The organism is Parashewanella spongiae, assembly GCF_004358345.1.
Lineage (GTDB): Bacteria > Pseudomonadota > Gammaproteobacteria > Enterobacterales > Shewanellaceae > Parashewanella > Parashewanella spongiae.
Genome location: NZ_CP037952.1, coordinates 2,057,105 through 2,077,469 on the forward strand (window position 1 = coordinate 2,057,105; position 20,365 = coordinate 2,077,469).

Sequence of the window (20,365 nt, forward strand, 5' to 3'; positions counted from 1 at the left end):
AAAGTTACAACGCAGATAGCAGTCATTTTAGCAAGCTTGTGAGCGTAGAGCACTTCACTCATTGGGTGAAAGCCATGCTGATAAAATCATTATATTGCTCAAACAGTTACTCGTATACTCAGCGTTCAACTGATGTTTTTAGGTTGAATATGTAACTTTCAGGGCATTTTCAACGGTTCATTTTTCAAGGCGTGAAAGTGCTGGACTAGAGGGCTAATTCAAGCTTTCACAACGTAGAAAAATAAGCGTTGAAATGCCCACGTAGTAAGACTTCTCTTAACGACAAGTATTGCCATTTATTTTGTGTTGCTTATCCTTGTAATTGAGTCACTATTACCTCGAATAAGCGCCTTGTCTAAACGGCAATTTACTCTCGCTGAAATCGAAATTGATGAAGGCATAGTCGTTCTACGTCAACACAATTTTGAGAAGTAATTTGAGTACATACAAGCTCCCGAAGGGCAAGGCCAAAGGGTTCCATTATAGGGCAAACGGGTCAAAAATAAGCAATCAAATTTGATCGTTTGCCAAACTATAGCGATCGTGGTTTATAATAGTCTTTGCTTGTTAATTTCTATGAAAACTACGACAATCAGCGACTTTTTTGATGGCCTACCCGACCCTCGTATGTCACGAACTTTACATCATCCTCTGATTAACATTATAACCATTACTCTATGTGCGGTTATCTGTGGCTGCGATAATTTCAATGCTATTGAAGAATATGGGAAATCGAAGAAAAAATGGTTCGAAACTTTTTTAGATATGCCTCATGGCGTCCCAAGCCATGATACCTTTAACGATGTTCTCAACCGCTTATGCCCTAAGGCTTTTCATGCCACTTTTATAGCGTGGGCGCAACACCTTTGTACAATTGACGAAGATATCATTCCTCTTGATGGCAAGACACTGAGAAGAACTCTGGATAAAGTGAATGAAGTTCCAGCAATACATATCGTTAATGCTTGGTCAGTAAAAAATAATCTTTGCTTAGGGCAAATGAAAGTTGACGGTAAAAGCAACGAGATAACAGCCATTCCTAAGTTGTTAGAGCTCCTCGATATTAAAGGGGCAACCATTACCACTGATGCAATGGGTTGCCAGTTTAAAATTGCAGATAAAATCATTGAAAAAAAAGCTAATTATATTTTCGCCCTTAAAGGTAGCCAAGGTGAGTTCTTTGAAGATATCAAATTATTTTTAGATACAGAACTCGAGTCTAGATTTAAAAAAATTCACTACGATATGTTTGAGGAAGTCGATAAAGATCACGGTCGAATTGAACAAAGAAAAGTTTGGGTCACGTCTGACGTAGAGTGGCTCAGAAAACGCCATAGTAGATGGTCAAGCTTAAACAGCATTGTAGTCGTAGAATCTACTAGGGAACAAAAAGGGATAGAGAAGACCATGGAAAGACGCTATTACATCAGTAGTCATTTGAAACCTAAAGCTGAGTTTATCTCAAATGCAATACGTTCTCATTGGTTTGTTGAAAATAAGCTCCACTGGCAACTGGATGTAAGCTTTGATGAAGATTCATGTCGGTTAAGAAGTGGAAACGCAGCAGAGAACATGGCTATCATGAATAAAACAGCACTCAACATGCTGAAAAATGAGAAAACAGCAAAAGTAGGAATAAAAAGCAAACGTTTAAAAGCGGGCTGGGATGAAGAATATTTGATGAAGGTATTAACTGTGGGCAAACTGGCTGTCTAATTTAGACCCGTTTGCCCTAGGTTCCATTACTGCGTTACAAGCATTTGAATTATCCCGACAAAAGCACGAAGTGCGTTGAACGCCAGCTTTGTATGGCGGCCGTTAGGGTATATAGTACTTCGAGCTTGTGCCTTGCACCTTGCACCTTGCACCGAAACCCTTTAGCTCTTGCTGAGTGAGAGATTAATTAATGTAATTGGTATAACACGGGTATGTTAGGTTAATTTAAGGTAAAATGCAGCATTCTTCCTGCTGATGATACTCATGGCGGCTCACATTAAACATATTCCCGAAACCACCATTACATGCTCAGACTGTCAGGCCTGTTGCTGTCGATTAGAAGTTATGATCATCACAGATACTGGTGTGCCGGAAGAACACATATCCCGTGATCAATGGGGTGCTGAAACAATGTTACGCTTAGATGATGGCTGGTGCTCCGCATTAGATCGTGAAACTTATATGTGCACCATTTATGAAAATCGACCTTGGATCTGTCGTGAATTTGAAATGGGTTCACATGAATGCCGTGAAGAAAGGGCGATACCAGTGGTTGTTTCCTATTGACTAAGGGATCTAGCGATTTAGAAAGTACAAATCTTTGCCATACCAGCGAAGGCTGGTATCCAGTGACTTTTATAGAAGAAAGCAAAGGCACTAGACTACCGACATACAAAACTGTCGTTACTTCGTTTCCAGCATGCGCTAGAGTGACGAGAACTCATCGGTATACTTTCTTTCGCAACTTTTCTAATTTATACCAATCCGCTCCCATCCAATTTATTTAGGTTTAAGTAGGAAATGATGTCGTCAGAATTGTCTTCACCGAGTGTCAAAAATAACAAACTGAGTATTTTGGCTGAGCTCATTAAATACGTAAGGCCTTATAAAGTCAGAGTATTTGCTGCTGCAGTTGCATTGTTATTTACAGCGGTCGTTATGCTATCCGTTGGACAAGGTGTTCGAATGTTGATTGATCAAGGCTTTTCTCAGCAATCCCTTGAACAACTTAAAATGGCCGTTATGTTTATTTTTACTGTGACTATTTTGATTGCTGCAGGAACATTTGCACGATTTTACTTAGTGTCTTGGTTAGGTGAAAGAGTCAGTGCAGACATTCGACTGGCTGTATTTAATCATGTCATTACTTTGCACCCTAGTTATTTTGAAACCAGTGGCAGTGGTGACATTATGGCGCGCATCACAACCGATACGACCTTACTCCAGAGCATCATTGGCTCTTCACTTTCGATGGCACTACGCAGTGCACTGATGTTTTTAGGCGCATTAGTAATGTTATTTGCAACCAATATCAAACTCACATTGGTTGTACTGGTAGCCGTGCCTTTCGTGTTATTACCCATTTTATTTTATGGTCGCCGAGTAAGAAAATTATCTAAAAAAACTCAAGATTCAATGGCAAATGTAGGCAGTTATGCAGGTGAAGCTATTGAGCATATAAAAACGGTGCAAAGCTACACTCATGAAAATGAAGAAAGGCTGGCTTTTGCTAAAGAAGTCGAAAAAACATTTGTAATAGGACGTCGTCGAATTCAGCAGCGAGCAACCCTTGTGGCTGGGGTTATTGTTATTGTGTTTGGTGCCATAACAGGAATGCTCTGGGTAGGTGGTCGTGATGTGATTGCAGGGACCATGACTGGTGGCGATCTGGGCGCTTTTGTTTTTTACGCCATTTTAGTGGCTTCATCATTAGCAACCATTTCAGAGGTACTTGGTGAATTGCAACGGGCAGCGGGTGCAACAGAAAGGCTTGTTGAGATTTTACAAGTTAGTAGTCATATACATTCACCAACTCATCCAGCATCGGTTGAAGGAATAAAACCTGAACTTAGGTTTGAAAGTGTTTCTTTTAGTTATCCATCTCGGCTTGAGCAGATTGCGACAAAGTCACTTTCATTAAACGTAAACGAAGGGCAAGTGTTAGCACTTGTCGGGCCGTCAGGGGCGGGTAAGACAACATTATTTGAATTACTGCAGCGATTCTATGATCCTCAAGAAGGCCGAATTTCCCTCGGTGGGATTGATATTCGTCAGTTTGAACCTCAAGAGCTACGTCAACAAATGGCACTTGTGCCGCAACAACCCGCATTGTTTAGTGATGATGTATTTCACAATATACGTTATGGCAGAGCGGAGGCGAGTGATGAAGAGGTTATCGCCGCAGCCAAGAAAGCACATGCTCATGAGTTTATTGTTAATTTACCCGAAGGCTATAACAGTTTTTTGGGCGATAAAGGCGTAAGGCTTTCAGGAGGTCAGCGACAGCGTATCGCCATTGCTCGTGCGATTTTAAAAAATCCAAAAATTTTATTATTAGATGAAGCAACTAGTGCGCTAGACAGTGAAAGTGAGAATCATGTTCAGCAAGCTTTAAAAGAACTGATGCAAAATCGCACCACGATTATTATTGCTCATAGATTATCAACGATTCAACATGCGGACAAAATTGCGGTGTTAGAGCAGGGTGGTCTGGTTGATTTAGGAAAACATCAGTCGCTAATGGAAAGCTGTGAGCTTTATCAACGACTTGTTGAACTTCAGTTCAAACAAGCGGTAAGTGAATAATTTAAACTGACTCAATTGTATTAAAAAAGGCTTGTTTGAGCTGTTGAGTCTCAAACAAGCCTATCGAATAAGCAAATTAAATCAATTCTGTGATTAGAATTGGAAGCTTAATTTAGTGTAAATGTATCGCCCTCTCGGGTTGTGAGTCGCCAATACGTATCCGTATAAATCACTATCAGCATCACCGATGGCAAACGGAGGTGTCTCATCCAGTAAGTTATTAATACCAACAGTCCACTTAAGGCTATCTGTGAGCATATAACTGCCTTGAACATCAACCAATATTTGAGACTTTACGATTCGAGATTGATTTTGCTCAAAATCGAGTGAGCCATCAAAATTGATATCTGGCGTATCTTCAAACTCACCAATGTAAGATAAGTTAAGATTTGCTGTGAACCTGTCCATGGACCAATTCGATGTCGCTAACCAGCGGTACTGAGGGTAGCGGTACTCACCAGTATAATCTAAGCCGTCTTTCTCGAAGTTGTGCATGTAGTTCCATTCTAAACCAAACTTCAAGTCGCCATAGTTATCCATTTCTAACCCATAGTGGGTTGAAATATCTAAGCCTTGCACTTCTTGTGAACTCAAATTTTTCAGGCTTGTGTGGATAACATCAAGTGTACCTAATCTTTGTCCAGCTAAGGGTTGCAAACGAACACAAGTTTGACTGTTTTGGTCATTACAATTTGCTTGATAGATATCACCTAACGATTCAGCATCAATTTTACCGTCTTGGGTGATGCTCCAAATATCGAAACCTATGTCGAATTGCTGACTTGGAGCCCAAATCATGCCGACATTCCAAGTCTCAGACTCTTCTGGTTTTAATGGTTCGCCACCCGAATAATCGCTACCCGCAAATAATACGTTGTAATCTAACACACCACAGTCGGCGTTATCCGCACTACAGCGATAAGTGTCTTCAAAAAAGATACTTTTTTCAGATGGGCCTAAACCAACTTGTGCCAGCGATGGTGCTCTAAACCCTGTAGACCATGAACCTCTAGCACTTAAATCGTCCGATATTCCCCATTTGAAGGCGATTTTAGGGTTGGTGGTTGAACCAAAATCGCTATAGTGATCGTAACGGCCTGCTAATTGGAGTTCAAACGTGTCAGTAAGTGGTACTGAAAACTCTAAATAACCCGCATATTGGCTACGTCCACCTACAGCCATTACGGCTTCAGTACCAAAGATTAAGCCTTTTTGAAATTGGATGTCAGGAATGTCCGAAACGTCTTCTTTACGGTATTCTGCGCCTGCCGCCATCATAACTTCTCTACCTGCAAACTCAAAAGCGCTTCCCGTAATGTGAGCGTCATAAGAGGTCAAGTTTGATTTACCAAGGCGGGTAAGGTTGGTTGTGATGTCATTAATGACTTCTTGTGGGTTAATTGTTCCCCCAAATGGATTGTAACGGCCAGCATCAATTTCACGTTGCAAATAATCGACGCGTATCCAACCTTGGGTCTGATCACCCGTTTGAACGCTTTTACTACGACCCTTCTGTGCGGAAACTTCCCATTCCCATTCGTTGATGTGACCGCGTAATCCTAAAACTGCACGTAAAGAGTCAGACTCGATATCCCAGCGACGAGGGCCAGCATCAACTGTGCGGAATCGACCAATTTTAATGTCTTGAGCCCAAGGGTTATTAGGATGCGTTCCCGGAACAGTTAAACCCGCTTTTTCATCTAATGGTGTTGCTGCACCACCGGCTTCAGAAGTATTGTGCTGAACGGCAACTTCTAAAAATGCGGTTAAATCTTCACTGAGGTGATATTCAAATTGACCTATCGCTCCGATACGCTCTGATGCAGGGATTGAAAGATTGTATGGACCGTAATCAAATAAGCAGCTTCCACTTGACGTTGCTGAGTCTGCAGGGCAATTTGGGTCAATGGTTTTCACGTCATTTACATAAAAATAGCCCGGAAACCCACGAGATGAGCGAAAATCTTCACCACCGTAAGGCGTTTGATTGGCTGTACCAAAACGACCTAATTGATCAGCGGTTAATGCATCATTCTTAAAATAATCTAATATTATCGAAGCATTACCTTTATCTGACGTATTGCCCCAAACAATGCTTGCCGTTTCTTCATTATAATCGGTGCCATTTTCTTCACCGTAACCAAGATTGACCTGCAACCCGTCAATATCTTTTTTAAGGATAATATTGACAACACCCGCTACAGCATCTGAGCCGTAAATGGCTGATGCGCCGTCTTTTAATATATCAACGCGCTCAATCGCGGATACAGGAATACTATTAATATCGACAAATGAGTTAGTGGCATCTTCAGCGAAGGCACTTATAGAAACACGTCGACCGTTAATTAAAACAAGAGTCGCATCTGCGCCTAGTCCTCTCAAACTGACTGCTGCACCACCATTTGCTGTCGAATCTTGGCTATTACCACGGGTTGAAAAGGTTCCTGCGCCGACTGCGGGCATACGCTCAAGTAATTGCTGTAAATTATCAAAACCAAAGTTAGCAATATCATCTTTGTTGATAGATTGAACTGGCGAAGGTCCTGCTATATCAGTACGTTTGATGCGCGATCCAGTGACTTCAATGCGTTCAACATTTTCGTCAACAGCATAAGCTTGAGGCGTGAGGCTTAAAGCAACACCGAGAGCACAAAAACTTAAACTAAAATGTTTCTTGTTCATAATCATCCTTAATGTTCTAGAATTATCGTCAGCGAGAACGACTGCTTTCTGTTACCGCTTCCATTTGTTACAAATACCAACATAAAGGTATAAAAAACAAAGTCAATTACTTGGAAGATAAAGATATGTAACGAAATGATAGTGTTATTTAAGTAAATTAGAGTAATTACTCAATATTATAAGGTGTTCCGATGCTGAGTTTATTAGGGTCTGTTGATCTTTCAGGATTAAATTTTGTGCTATTTGAGCATTTATCTGTTCAAGGCGTGAGGAGTGATGCTTAGCCATCTAAGTGAGCTGGTCACAACACAGAGCAGTGAATGCTCAAAAGCATCGAAAAAAGAGAGAGCGTAAATTGGTCGCTCTTTCTAAATAAAAGGTGCTGCGTTATCGTTTTCTTATTTGGAAACGAAGTAACGACAGTTTTGTATGTCGATAATAACCAAACCTCATAAACTCTGCCTTGCATAAAATAACCAATTTATCGCTGCAAGAACAATCACGAAAGATCAACAGTCCCTAATGAAGCGTTTTTTTAAGCAAAACTAGGTTGAGAGACATGTTCAAAATATTGCTTTGATACTTCAGTAGCATCGATCCTCATAAATTTTTTAAATTGTTCGTAGGTGAGCTTGGCTTGTGCCGCCTTAATCGCCGCCTCTTTTTCAGCCGATTCGGCTGTATATGCTTTTGTATCTAGTGGGGAGTATCGTATGGGTTCGTGAAGTTGTTGTTGCTGGTGAAGGAATTTTAATCTCCCAAGAATGTATTGTGTATCTGCATCAATTTCTTCAGCGTTTCTTGGGCAATGAAAAAAACGAAATTCTACAGTGCTTGATGGCTTCACATTCATATCAATAGAATGTTCGGCATCATCAATATGCTGAAGATTTAATGGTATGTTTTTCATGCCAAATGAACTGTAAATTTTAAGTAGGCGTACAAACTTAACAAATTCTTTGTAATTCAGACTTTTTCTTTGATCCTTATTTAGGATCTTTTCATTGAGTTTAGCAACTAGCTTTTTTAGCTCGCTGAACTCTTTTTTGTCGCCTTTTGCAAAAAAAAAGAACATCATATCTTCGACTCTTTTTAATACTACAGGTAACCAAGTAGACTCTTCAATGTCGGCGAGAAGCCTAAGAGATAGTTCAGGGTTTTTAGCTAACACATTATACGTATCCATATGTTTGTGTCCGGATACACCTGTTAATTGTTCAGACTCTACGAGTGGAGTTATTATTTTTTTGACGAGTTGGCTTGTTTCTAGTAATTTTTCCTCTCCATCTTGTTCTATACAGAACTGTTGACGAAACTTGTATGGTTTTGTGTGAAACTCAAGAAAATGTCCGTCAAAAAAGAATGCAAACTCCCAATCGCCAAGTTTAAATGATTTTTTTTCGGAGTAATCAATGCTTTGAGAAGAATGGGCGATTTTTTCTTTTTTGAGCTGTTTTTGAAAAGTAGTTTCAAGCTCATCAAGATAAGCTCTTCTAGTAGCCTCATTTTTTAAGTGTTTTTCTTTAACACTATACTCATGTTCTTCACCAAATGTGATTTCATCAAGGTTAAGTTCACTGTCATCGACTCTTTCAGATAATGACTGCTCATATACCATCGACACTAATAAGCGAAATGAAATTCGTTCGAATTGATCGTATGGAGGGAGTCGATGTTCAATACTTGCTATAGGGACGCATTCTGGTTGAATGATTGGAAGGTTGCCGAGCAATTGGGGAAAAAGTATTTTTTCTCTATATGTGTTTAAGTGCAAAATACACTCATCGTTTAATTTTAATGAGTTAAGCTTTTGGGTTAATTTTTCTTGATTTCCAGTTAAATGGGCCTGAATGAATTTTTCAGCATAGCCATCAAAAAATATTAATAGCTGATGATGAGTTAATTTGGTGCTAAAAAATATTAAATCAATATCCAAGGATTTTGTGTAGTTATAAAATATGAAGTTTATAGAGTTTAGAAGTTTAAGCTTGAATAAACATTTTGCTAACATGAACCGAGTAAATAATAATTGTTTTGATATGCCACTAGAATCAAAAATACATTTAGCAGTATCTACAGAGAAAGGATGAAAAGACGATTGAGCTAACCGATATATATCTTGATGGCTATGTTTATTTAATATAAATTCGCTTTCAATTAATTTAGCGAAACTTAAAAGCATATCTATATTATTTTCATTATCTTCACTTTTTTTTAATAAATTGATTAAATGAACCATAGTGTTTGGAAGGCACAAGTAATTGAAGTCCGCTCTTGGTGCATACCTCTCACTAACAGTACTTTTAATTGAGCTAATAGTGTGAAATAGCAAACAAAGGGTCTCTCTTAACTCTGTGGATTTTATCTTTGATAATGAAGGCGTAATCTGAGCTGTTACTATGGTTTCAAAATCATCACTTTCACTTCCAATCTTGTTGTCGATAGCTTTTAATAATTTCTTTAATTGGTTTGGATTTCTAGTTGAAATTGGCTTAGCAGATTCAGTTTTTAATTCAGGTCGACTTGAAAACCATTCGTGATTAAGTCCTTCTGATTGCGCAGTGTTAACAGAATATTCATCATATAACAGCGCTTCGGAAGTGAGAGAACAAGAATGTGCGCTATTCGAAGCCTCTGCAATTGAACCAACAGATAACAATTTTATTCACCTAGTAACTAGTTTTAACATTATTATTACTAATTTTTACTTTACACAGGCTGAATAAAGGCGTGAAAATTGAAATATTAACGGGTTGATAGTGATTAGGGGCTGTTTATCTTTCAGGATTAAATTTTGTGCTATTTGAGCGTTTATCTGTTCAAGGCGTAAGTTGTGAAGCTTAGAAACGGGTTACAACACAGAACAGTGAACGCTCAAAAGCATCTAAGACAGCGTAAATTGGTCGCTCTTTCTAAATAAAAGGTACTGCGTTATCGCTTGCTTATTTGGAATACCAAACCGCACATGCTCTGTCTTGTATAAAACGACCAATTTATCGTTGCAAAAATAATCACGAAAGATAAACAGCCCCTAGAATAATGATGGCTCAAATAGCCTTTAACCACTTAATTTTGTGATGGGTGATACCACGGTTTTTATATAAACAATGTATCTCATAATCAGTGCCGTGAAATCCGAATCTCTCACGTATGAACATGCGTTGGCTTTGAACGCACATATTGCGAAGCTGACGTCTCTGTAGGGGCGAATAACGAGTAAATTCAATGTGTTTTTTTATGTTTAGGCCCTCGTCTTTTTTAAAAGTGAGGAAATAATGTTGGTTGTCCCAAATCATCTGCAACAAATCACCTTCTGGAGTGAAATAGCTAGTGATATGGGGATCATGTTCAGCTTTGATATTAACCGCCGCGTCGTTAAGCATGAAAAGACCTGATACCACCATTGCAGCGTAGCCTATCTTTACAAATATCTTTCTAGGGATTTTGTTAATGAATAACTTAACGATAAGCGTTGCTAATATTGACGATATGGCAACTAAGGCTCCAAACTTGAATGTTTCTAAGCCTAAGATTCCTAACCATGTATAAATACCTAATTTAATAAGATGAATCACTATTTCATTAGCTGCTCTTGTTGCGATCACTTCTTCATTGGTAAGGCCATATCTGAAATATATTCGATTGTAGAGGACACCAACCGCACCGATTAAGGACGATATAATTCCGATTGAGAAACCCACTATAATAAGTATCCAATTGGGCAGTTTGTTACTAAACTCCTCCTTAGATCCTTTTTTAAAAATCATGACTAAGTTACTGATTAAGAACAAACTTAAACAGAGTTCAATAATGATTGGATTGAGGTAAGAAAGTAAATAAGCACCAACGGCAACACCAGGTAGAGAAGACAGTACGATCCAGCTAACCATTCGCCATTGAATATTCTTGTAAAACATTAATATTCTGGTAAGAGAACTGGTAGCAGTACCTATGGTTATAGCAGCGGGAACCTGCGCAGGGTTTAAAAATTGACTGAGTATAGGAATTAATATTAAGCCAGCTCCACCGCCAGATAATGCACTGATGCAAAAAGCGATGAATGAGATAGTAAAAATAATTAAAAAACTCATAATCTTGACTCCGTAGACTGTCTAGCATGCTTTTATGGCAACAGCTAAGCAGTATATTCGTCCAAAACTATTAGACCTCAGCGTATTGTTAAAGCTCCTCATGTTATTGAACGAGACCTGAACAGAGTTCATCAAAGATGACTTAACTTTTTGGATCCGTCACAGTGAGGTAGAGTTCCGTTTTCTGCTAGTTATTCACACTTACTTTCATATACAGTGTCATTAACGATATTTTTCAAAGTAGTGCGAGATAGATTGATTTGATCCATGCAATATGTGAAGCCACAAAGCAAAATTACCAGCAAGCTCGACTGTCGAGAGATCCGAGGTTTGATGGTTTATTTTTTATAGGGGTAAAAACGACTGGCATTTATTGTCGCTCGATTTGCCCTGCTGTTGCCCCTAAAGAAGAGAATATTGATTACTATCATAGTGCAATAGCAGCGGCTCAAGTCGGGTTAAGGCCTTGCTTACGCTGTCGCCCAGACAGTGCTCCACACTCTTATGCTTGGAAAGGAGTAAAAACAACGTTAGAGCGTGCCATTAAACTCATTGATTATGCCCGACAAAATAACCAAGTGATCGAGATGGAGCATTTGGCTGAGCGGCTAGGCATAACCAGTCGATATTTAAGAAAATTATTTCAAGATCAGTTTGGCACTTCGCCTAAGCAGTTTATGCAATATCAACAATTGCTCTTTGCTAAAACCTTACTTCATCAAACCAAATTAAGTATTACGGATATTGCTTTAATTTCAGGATTTCACAGTGTTAGAAATTTCAATCAAATTTTTAAACAAAAGTTGTTATTAACACCGTCACAGTTTAGAAAAGGCCGCCACGAAATAAATGGTGATCAAACGAAACCTTTACAACTCTACCTTTCATATCGACCGCCATTTAATTGGGATCATATGCGAGCATTTTTATCTTTTCGTGCAGTCCCAAATATGGAATGGTTGCCTGACGATAACACTTATGTAAAAACCTTTAGTATTGACGAAATGAAAGGTTACTTTGTTGCTGAACATCAAGCTGAAAAATACCGATTTAAGGTGAAGGTTTTTTTGTCTGATCAATCAAATTTATCCAGTCTCTATAAGCTGGTGGCAAACATCAGGCGCATATTGGATCTTGATGCAGATATGCAACAGATAGACGAGGGTATCACTCACTTAAAGCTGCTTGGTGTAAACGCTATCTCAGGGCTACGTGTAGTGGGGACTGGTAGCGTGTTCGAAGGATTATGCCGTGCAGTGCTTGGTCAACAAGTATCAGTGAAACAGGCTATTAATTTACTGACTAAATTGGTTCACCATTATGGGGATCAAGAGGTAGTTAATGGTAAAACGATTTACTACTTTCCAGAGCCTCAATCTCTTAGTGATTCAGACTTTGAGATGTTAAAAATGCCCGGTGCAAGAAAACTTGCGTTACGGAGTTTAGCCGCTTTTTTGCGGAATAAACCCAATGCTGAAGTCGAAGAATGTTTAGACGTTAAGGGCATTGGTCCATGGACGGTAGAGTACGCTAAAATGCGAGGATTGAGTGATCCTAATGTGTTTTTAGCCACCGATTTAGTGGTTAGAAAACGCTTAATGGCATTATTGGCGCAAGAAAATAGTTCGTACCCTCCCATCAACACGAATGCGGATTACGGTGGTGTAATTACTTCGCTCAAAAATGCTACCAGTCCATGGTGCAGTTATGTCACCTTTCAATTGTGGAATTTACAGTGAGTAGGGAATTTAGAATGAAACTAACAATAATGAGTACAACAAACACTCAACCGTCTTTGGCGGCGATAATTTTTGATTCTCCAGTAGGAAAGTTATTACTAAAAGCAAATAGCTATGGATTAACTCATCTAACCGTTACAACAGATTGCGAATATGAGAAACAAAATTTAACAGCGAGTGATGCTGAATTGTCCGATGAATACAATCGAGCTGTCCAACATGTTAACCAGACTCGTGAGCAGTTAAGTGAATATTTTGATGGAAAACGAACTTCTTTTGACTTGGCACTTGCCCCCAAAGGAACAGAATTTCAACACCAAGTATGGCAAGCGCTAGTCGAAGTTAATTATGGCGCAAGTTGTAGTTACAGTGATATTGCAAATAAAATAAACCGTCCCAAGGCGGTGAGAGCGGTCGGGGCAGCCAACGGTGCAAACCCAATCGCTATTATTGTGCCCTGTCATCGAATTATAGGTAAGAGCGGTAAATTAACGGGTTATGCCTATGGCCTAAAAATGAAACAAAGTCTGCTTGATTTGGAAGCGAAATAACCTGAGCTTTGGGTGACGAAATCGATAAATGTTTGATTTACAAAAATTGCCGTCGAACAAATATGCTTATTGGGTGCAAAAAAATACGACGGTATATTGCTGAGTTTTGAAGATTTTTGCAAAATTCCATTACTGCGTTGTATGTTTTTGAATTATCCCGACAAAAGCACGAAGTGCGTTGAACGCCAGCTTTGTATGGCGGCCGTAGGGAATATAGCACCTCAAACTTTCGCCTTGTACTGAAATCTTTGATCTCTTGCCTGTTTCTGTAGGACTTGTTTTACTGTGTTGCCATGTTAAGTCATTGAGGATTAAGGTTTTAGAGATAAAGTTGGTTACATCGCCCTGAACGGAGTCATTACCAAAACCTATATCTGGTCATAAAGAAGCGTCGCGAGTTAGGTCTTCGTTTTGATACCTTGATCACATGCCTTAAAAAAGAACTACATGGTTTAGAGTTTACCTTTCAAGCACATATCCACAGAATAAGCTATGTGGCAGCAATTTTGAGGTGTGTTATCATTCGATGCTTATAGGTAAGGATATAAATAGAAAGGAAGAATATGTCTCGGAAGTATTTTGGTACTGATGGTGTACGTGGCAAAGTTGGCGAATTTCCAATAACACCTTCATTCGCGATGAAATTAGGTTGGGCAGCTGGAACCGTTTTGGCTTCTACTGGCACCAAAGAAGTACTCATTGGTAAAGATACACGCATAAGTGGTTATATGTTGGAATCAGCAATGGAAGCTGGTTTTTCTGCTGCAGGTGTTAATGTTGCACTTGTGGGGCCTATGCCGACACCAGCTGTCGCTTACTTAGCATCAACGTTTCGGGCTGATGCAGGTGTTGTGATCAGCGCATCTCACAATCCTTTTTATGATAATGGCATTAAATTTTTTGGTAATTCAGGCATAAAGCTGAATGATGCCCAAGAGCAAGAAATCGAAGAGCTTCTTGAGCAAGCCATTAAGTTCAATGCAATGGGATGCGTAGAGTCTGATAAATTAGGCAAAGCTCGCCGGATTGATGATGCGGCCGGCCGTTACATTGAGTTTTGTAAAGGCACGTTCCCTAAACATCTATCGCTTTCAAATTTAAAAGTTGTCGTCGATTGTGCTAATGGTGCGGCATATCATATCGCACCTAATGTGTTCTCAGAACTTGGCGCTAATGTAATCAACATTAACGATAAGCCTGACGGTTTAAACATTAATGAAAAGTGTGGTGCAACGCATTTAGAAAGTTTACAAAAATCCGTAATTGAAAACGAAGCTGATCTAGGAATTGCAGTCGACGGTGATGCCGATAGAGTGATGTTTGTCGATCATTTAGGCGAAGTCGTTGATGGCGACGAGATATTGTTCATTCTTGCACAAGCAGCAAAGAAAAATAATGAACTTGATGGCGGTGTTGTTGGCACCTTAATGTCGAACTTAGGTTTAGAGCTCGCACTAAAAGGTATGGATATTCCTTTTATTCGTGCAAAAGTGGGTGATCGTTATGTAGTTGCACAGCTTAAAGAAACGGGCTGGCAATTAGGTGGTGAGGGCTCTGGTCACATATTAAGTTTACGTCATACTTCGACGGGTGATGGTATTGTGGCGGCATTGCAAGTGATTAAAGCCGTACAAGAGTCAGGAGTATCACTGTCTGAATTGAAAAAGGGTATGTCAAAACTGCCTCAAGTATTAATCAATGTAAAACTGAAAGCGGATAATGCTGATGAGATTATGGCGTCAGATGTGGTGGCACAAGCGGTAAGAGACGCAGAAGGTGTGCTAGCTGAAAATGGCCGAGTATTGCTTCGTAAATCAGGCACTGAGCCACTCATTCGCGTCATGGTTGAATCAACAGATATTACTATGACTCAATCTCAAGCGGAATTTATCGCTAAAGCCGTTAAGCAAGCATCATAATATTGCTCAGATATCATTCAGAGTAAGGAAGGTTGCGGAAGAAAGTATACCGATGAGTCCTCGTCACTCCAGCCTAGGCTGGAAACGATAACGCAGCACCTTTTATTTAGAAAGAGCGACCAATTTACGCTGTCTTCGATGCTTTTGAGTATTCACTGTTCTGTGTTGTGACCAGCTCACTTAGATGGCTAAGCATCACTGCTCACGCCTTGAACAGATAAATACTCAAATAGCACAAAATTTAATCATGAAAGATCGGCAGAGCCTAGTGCGTTTGCTTTTTTTCTATAAAAGTCACTGGATACCAGCCTTCGCTGGTATGACAAAGATTGGTACTTTCTAAATCGCCAGAGCCCTTAACTCATGAATGTTGTTCGAGCAAAAACCGTAGACGTTATAGTCCGTCATTCCCGTTGAAAACGGGAATGACGTAATTACCACATGGAGTTGTGCATATATTACTCATTCGTGCGGTTGCCCTACGATATGATGGGTATAATTGTTAATTAAAAAACTCCATGTTATAAGCGTGTAATTTTTGTTTTCAGTTTGGGCTTATTGAGTAAAAATTAATTGATATTTTTGGGGTTGGATAAATGAAAGTTGTTCAATCAACCGTTAAATTAGCTATTACGGGTGCTTCTGGCCAGTTAGGCCAAGAGCTAATTAATTTGTCTCTTGATGGTGTAGAGATTATAGGTTTTACTCATCAAGATTTAGATGTAACGGATTTTGATGCTGTAGACAGAACCATAATAAGTTTAAAACCAGACGTAATTATTAATGCAGCAGCGTTTACTGATGTTGAAAAGGCCGAGTTATCTTGTGAACTAGCTCATCGAGTGAATGGTTTGGGAGCTGAAAATTTGGCTTGTGCGGCAAATACAGTTGGTGCGGCACTTATTCATATTTCAACGGATTATGTTTTTGATGGCAAAAAGCAAATCGCTTATTGTGAAACAGATACTCCTAACCCGATAAATCAGTACGGCAAGTCTAAAATGTCGGGTGAGCAGGCTGTAATTTCGCACTGCCAGCGACATATTATCGTTCGAAGTTCTTCATTGTTCTCAGCAGCCGCTAAAAATTTTTGTCGCACTATGCTTCAACTTGGTGTCTCACGTTCTGTATTGAATATTGTGAGCGATCAAGTTTCAGGGCCTACGAGTGCGGCGGACTTAGCAAAAGGAATTATGATCATCGCAAAAGAAATAAGAAACTGGCCAGCGTCTTCCGAAAAGTGGGGCATTTACCACTTTTGTGGTGAACCATTGGTGAGTTGGTTTCAGTTAGCGAAACAGGTTGTTCAGTCACAATCGAATAAAGTCCTTATTGCTCCCAATTTAACGATAAACCCAATTCAGGCTAAAGATTATCAAAGTTATGTAGAACGCCCAGCTTTTTCTGGATTGGATAACAGTAAAATAAATAAAGTGTTTGGTATTAAACCAAGCAATTGGCAACATGCACTGACCGAGATTGATTTCAAACTATGAATATTCTTGATACAAGGTTTGATGATGTAAAAATTCTTGAACCTCAAATTTTCGAAGATGAACGAGGCTTTTTTCAAGAAAACTGGCATCAGAACAAGTTTAAGAAAAACATAGCCGATGTAGATTTCGTGCAAGACAATTATTCACGTTCCATCAAAGGCACGTTAAGAGGTCTGCATTTTCAGCAACAACAACCGCAAGGGAAGTTAATACAAGTGCTTGCAGGTAAAATATTTGATGTCGTGGTTGATGTAAGGTCTGATTCAGCCACATATGGTCAATGGTTTGGGGCCACATTATCGGCAGAAAATTATCGGCAATTATGGGTTCCTGCAGGTTTTGCTCATGGGTTTTATGTTTTGTCAAATACTGTTGATTGTTTATATAAATGTACTAATTTTTATCATCCAGAATCTGAGGTTTGTATTAAGTGGGATGATCCTGAACTTGCTATTGATTGGCCGTTATCTCAAGCCCCATTACTATCTGACAAAGATGCTAGGGGCATCAATTTTTCGAGTTTATTTGTAGCAGTGTGAAATACCCATTATTGCCAAAATAAGTGGCGAAATTACTGTAGTGAGGTAATAAAGTCTCATACTGGGCAATAAAGTATGATGCGATCATACTAAAAAGTGTGCTCGCGAATATCAAGTTATATGGGTAGACTCGCTCAATACTATCATTCCTGAGTTGAATTCATCCTCGATAAACTCAAGTCCAAATTCATCTTTGAGAAAACTTATCATTCCATTTTTTAATGTATTATTGCCATGATATCCAGTTATGACCGATGTTATTTTGGGTTCATTGTTTTGTTTGTGGTAGCAAAATAATAGTTTTGCGAAAGCTAATGGAACACCTCGAATATGTGTATCATTGCCTGAATGTCCTTCGAAGATTTTATCCATATGCAAATCTATACAATGATTGATTAAGCCAACATTTTTTTTATATATTCCTTGTGCTATCCCTTTATCAATCATGCTTGCGAAATTATCTTTTTCAAGCGGTGCAAGTTGAGCATGTATTTGTGAAAGAGTATTCATGTGACATTTGTTCAATATGTTTTCTAAACACCATATTCCAGTGTCAAATTCCTTAGCCTTAATACATACTTTAATAAAGGCACTGTAAATGACAACATCAGGCTTGATGCCCCATTGTTGCATTAAGCTGGCTGTAGTTGTATCGCCATCACCCAACACCAATGATTTGGCTTCTGCATAACGCCCCGCTTCAGCGCAGGCCGTCAGCAAATTTAGGCAGGTGATTAAATCTGCTTTTAATGGTAGATGAGGTGCCATCACGGGCTTATCACCACACATCAGTTGCCAAGCACTATCAAACTGGCCCGTTTTAGCGCATATCGTGATAAAGGCATTGTAAATGGCAACATTAGGCTTGATGACCCATTGTTGCATCAAGCTGGCTGTATCGCCATCGCCCAACACCAATGATTTGGCTTCGGCATAACGCCCCGTTTCAGCGCAGGCCGTCAGCAAATTCGTGCAGGTGATTTTATTGGCCTTTAATGACAAATGAGATGCCATCACGGGCATATCACCACACACTAGTTGCCAGGCACTATCAAATTGGCCCGTTTTAGCGCATACCGTGATAAAGACATTGTAAATGGCAACATTAGGCTTGATGCCCCATTGTTGCATTAAGCTGACTTCAGCTGCATTGCCTAGCACCAATCTTTTGGCATCTGAAAAATTTAAATTTAACTTAATTAATTTCAGTAATAGTATGCATGTTTTCGCTTCATAGGACGATTTAAATCGTGTTATGTCACTAAAAACACCGTCGAAATTAGATGAGTGGCTGTTAGGTAAATCGTCGGCTTTGTGTAACAATTTATGGATTAATATTATATCCCATGATGTTTCCATGACCTGTTTGTCGTTTTTTAGGCTGTGAATGATTTCAATAAGCTGCGAAAGTTTAGTGCAACCACCAATTAATGCATTTAACTCAATACCCAATTGATTTTTGGTTTTCTGTTCAAGTTTCCAAGAGTGAATAAGCGCACTGGTCTGAGTAAAAAAAGAATCAGGGGAGGAAGGTGGTTGCCGTATTTGCTTGGTATATCGAGTGCTCGATTTTGGAGTGATGGAGCGGGGTTCAGTTGGAAAGCGTCGGTAAGCATTACTTGGCTTCTTACAATAATGAGTTTCTCGTGTGTGAGAGTTAGAGCAAGTCGATGATGATTTATTGTTGAAAAAATCATACAACTTTTGTCTATCGGTTTTGCTTAATAATTGATAACACTGTTGTAAGTTTTCATCCCCATCAAACCTTGAAACCTCAGAGTTCAGATAGAATACGGCTTCGCTTGGGTATTCTTGGAGACTTTTAAGCATGAATCTATATATTGATTGTTGTTCAGCAGGAGTGCGCACTGTCGCCATCACATTACTCAATAAGTGAGTGAATTAACAAGCTAAGAAATAACGCACTGAAAAGATAAATACAAAAATATTCAGCTTTAAGGCATTCTATAAATGTATAACAGAAAATTATCCACCGTACAGGGAGCCGTTTCGTAGCTCATAGCTGTATCTCAGACTCAAAATATAATGAAATTATGCGTAAATTGGTTCTGTCCAAACCTGTGCCATTTCAAGCTGGCAATGGCAATCCATAAAAATACTAATCTTATAATGAGCTTTTAAAGCTCATTTTCAAATGACCCGCGAATAGTATGATTTTAAGTTATAATAAATACATGAAATCAGATTCTTATGGACATATTATGATCACAGCTTCAAATCTCCCCCCTGCTGTACCTAGCAGTGTTCGAGGTGATATAAAATCTACAAACCCATCATCATTGCAATATAAAATCAATAATCATCAGTACCGAGTTACATCTTCATCAACGGAATCCAAATCAACATGGTGGCACAGCATAAAAACACGGCTTATCGAGTTCTTTCGTTCATTATCTGATAGTAGTCCTTCAATTCAGCATCATCCTTTGCATAAGAAATCATTCAAGTGTTCAACACAAGCTGTTGATGTTGACAGTAAAAAATTAGAAGTGATATATAAAGGCCGCTATACCAAAGTTGAAACTGAGCAAATAACACAACAATGGCAACAATATAAGCGAAGTGAAATTGAATCCACGCTATTATTGTTCCGACCTGAAGATGGATGTTTAGCAGACTCTAGAATACTTCCTGCAAGAATGGAAACGGTAATGGATATGGGGTATTACCCACATTACGACGAAGCCTCAGATACGGTTTCGGTTGGTGAAAAACTTACTTTTGAGAAAATGCAGAGTAAATATAAAGGACAAGAAATGTGGATATTGGTTAAGGATAAGTTGGAGTAATGTCATCTTCAATTTTACCTAGCTTTACGTCGCAGAAGCATTTTTGTTTGGACTCAGTTAAGTGAGTAAAGCTAAGATAAAATTAAGTGATACTAAACGTAAACAGAGATAACCTCGTTGATAAAAGTTACTTCCCTACTAACCAACTTATGTCCAATAACGTGTTTCGTTCGGTATGATTCTTGATTACTTCATTTTTCTAGTCAAAATGCCTTTAAGAGCAAATCAGTATGAAA

General features: G+C 39.1%; 13 protein-coding genes. 9 read left to right on the forward strand and 4 right to left on the reverse strand.

What is annotated here, in order from left to right; translation table 11 throughout:
• Nucleotides 1-576 precede the first annotated feature (576 nt).
• The 3 genes from E2I05_RS07830 to E2I05_RS07840 all read left to right on the forward strand — a co-directional run bounded on the left by E2I05_RS07830 (nt 577) and on the right by E2I05_RS07840 (nt 4,302).
• On the forward strand, nt 577-1,716 hold the full coding sequence (locus E2I05_RS07830) for an ISAs1 family transposase (protein ID WP_133309433.1): 1,140 nt from the start codon (nt 577-579) through the stop codon (nt 1,714-1,716).
• Nucleotides 1,717-1,980: 264 nt separating this feature from the next.
• Nucleotides 1,981-2,283, forward strand: a complete 303-nt coding sequence (locus E2I05_RS07835; RefSeq protein WP_121852934.1) for a YkgJ family cysteine cluster protein — start codon at nt 1,981-1,983, stop codon at nt 2,281-2,283.
• A gap of 237 nt (nt 2,284-2,520) precedes the next feature.
• Complete coding sequence (locus E2I05_RS07840) at nt 2,521-4,302, forward strand: ABC transporter transmembrane domain-containing protein (RefSeq protein ID WP_207805266.1); 1,782 nt, start codon at nt 2,521-2,523, stop codon at nt 4,300-4,302.
• 93 nt (nt 4,303-4,395) lie between these two features.
• Here E2I05_RS07840 and E2I05_RS07845 read toward each other — a convergent pair whose 3' ends face one another.
• The 3 genes from E2I05_RS07845 to E2I05_RS07855 all read right to left on the reverse strand — a co-directional run bounded on the left by E2I05_RS07845 (nt 4,396) and on the right by E2I05_RS07855 (nt 11,075).
• Nucleotides 4,396-6,984, reverse strand: coding sequence for a TonB-dependent receptor (locus E2I05_RS07845; protein ID WP_121852932.1), 2,589 nt, complete (start codon nt 6,982-6,984; stop codon nt 4,396-4,398).
• Between the two features lie 535 nt (nt 6,985-7,519).
• Nucleotides 7,520-9,643 (reverse strand): hypothetical protein, encoded by a 2,124-nt coding sequence (locus tag E2I05_RS07850; protein WP_121852931.1) that lies wholly within the window; start codon nt 9,641-9,643, stop codon nt 7,520-7,522.
• 388 nt (nt 9,644-10,031) lie between these two features.
• Nucleotides 10,032-11,075, reverse strand: a complete 1,044-nt coding sequence (locus E2I05_RS07855) for a sulfite exporter TauE/SafE family protein (protein ID WP_121852930.1) — start codon at nt 11,073-11,075, stop codon at nt 10,032-10,034.
• A gap of 260 nt (nt 11,076-11,335) precedes the next feature.
• Between E2I05_RS07855 and E2I05_RS07860 the strand changes: the two genes are divergently transcribed.
• The 5 genes from E2I05_RS07860 (at nt 11,336) to rfbC (ending at nt 17,319) form a co-directional block, all read left to right on the forward strand.
• Nucleotides 11,336-12,814, forward strand: coding sequence for a DNA-3-methyladenine glycosylase 2 family protein (locus E2I05_RS07860; protein WP_243641054.1), 1,479 nt, complete (start codon nt 11,336-11,338; stop codon nt 12,812-12,814).
• Between the two features lie 14 nt (nt 12,815-12,828).
• Complete coding sequence (locus E2I05_RS07865; RefSeq protein WP_121852928.1) at nt 12,829-13,365, forward strand: methylated-DNA--[protein]-cysteine S-methyltransferase; 537 nt, start codon at nt 12,829-12,831, stop codon at nt 13,363-13,365.
• Nucleotides 13,366-13,928: 563 nt separating this feature from the next.
• Nucleotides 13,929-15,284: a phosphoglucosamine mutase gene (glmM, locus tag E2I05_RS07870; RefSeq protein ID WP_121852927.1), complete on the forward strand. Its 1,356-nt coding sequence runs from the start codon at nt 13,929-13,931 to the stop codon at nt 15,282-15,284.
• A 596-nt stretch (nt 15,285-15,880) separates the two neighbouring features.
• Nucleotides 15,881-16,780, forward strand: a complete 900-nt coding sequence (rfbD, locus tag E2I05_RS07875) for a dTDP-4-dehydrorhamnose reductase (protein WP_121852926.1) — start codon at nt 15,881-15,883, stop codon at nt 16,778-16,780.
• A complete protein-coding gene (gene rfbC / locus E2I05_RS07880) occupies nt 16,777-17,319 on the forward strand; it encodes a dTDP-4-dehydrorhamnose 3,5-epimerase (protein WP_121852925.1) in 543 nt (180 codons plus the stop codon). Before rfbD ends, rfbC begins: the two co-directional genes overlap by 4 nt.
• Before the next feature lie 111 nt (nt 17,320-17,430).
• Here rfbC and E2I05_RS07885 read toward each other — a convergent pair whose 3' ends face one another.
• Nucleotides 17,431-19,197 (reverse strand): hypothetical protein, encoded by a 1,767-nt coding sequence (locus tag E2I05_RS07885; RefSeq protein WP_121852924.1) that lies wholly within the window; start codon nt 19,195-19,197, stop codon nt 17,431-17,433.
• A 344-nt stretch (nt 19,198-19,541) separates the two neighbouring features.
• On the opposite strand from E2I05_RS07885, the gene E2I05_RS07890 reads away from it, so the two are divergent.
• Nucleotides 19,542-20,129 carry a hypothetical protein gene (locus E2I05_RS07890; protein ID WP_121852923.1) on the forward strand — a complete coding sequence of 196 codons (588 nt, stop codon included), beginning with the start codon at nt 19,542-19,544 and terminating at the stop codon, nt 20,127-20,129.
• Nucleotides 20,130-20,365 lie beyond the last annotated feature (236 nt).

What these genes read in the sequence shown, in the direction of transcription:
- E2I05_RS07830 (WP_133309433.1), top strand. Translation starts at nt 577, where the DNA reads ATGAAAACTACGACAATCAGCGACTTTTTTGATGGCCTACCCGACCCT.
- E2I05_RS07835 (WP_121852934.1), top strand. Translation starts at nt 1,981, where the DNA reads ATGGCGGCTCACATTAAACATATTCCCGAAACCACCATTACATGCTCA.
- E2I05_RS07840 (WP_207805266.1), top strand. Translation starts at nt 2,521, where the DNA reads ATGTCGTCAGAATTGTCTTCACCGAGTGTCAAAAATAACAAACTGAGT.
- E2I05_RS07845 (WP_121852932.1), bottom strand. Translation starts at nt 6,984, where the DNA reads ATGAACAAGAAACATTTTAGTTTAAGTTTTTGTGCTCTCGGTGTTGCT.
- E2I05_RS07855 (WP_121852930.1), bottom strand. Translation starts at nt 11,075, where the DNA reads ATGAGTTTTTTAATTATTTTTACTATCTCATTCATCGCTTTTTGCATC.
- E2I05_RS07865 (WP_121852928.1), top strand. Translation starts at nt 12,829, where the DNA reads ATGAAACTAACAATAATGAGTACAACAAACACTCAACCGTCTTTGGCG.
- glmM (WP_121852927.1), top strand. Translation starts at nt 13,929, where the DNA reads ATGTCTCGGAAGTATTTTGGTACTGATGGTGTACGTGGCAAAGTTGGC.
- rfbD (WP_121852926.1), top strand. Translation starts at nt 15,881, where the DNA reads ATGAAAGTTGTTCAATCAACCGTTAAATTAGCTATTACGGGTGCTTCT.
- rfbC (WP_121852925.1), top strand. Translation starts at nt 16,777, where the DNA reads ATGAATATTCTTGATACAAGGTTTGATGATGTAAAAATTCTTGAACCT.
- E2I05_RS07885 (WP_121852924.1), bottom strand. Translation starts at nt 19,197, where the DNA reads ATGGCGACAGTGCGCACTCCTGCTGAACAACAATCAATATATAGATTC.
- E2I05_RS07890 (WP_121852923.1), top strand. Translation starts at nt 19,542, where the DNA reads ATGATCACAGCTTCAAATCTCCCCCCTGCTGTACCTAGCAGTGTTCGA.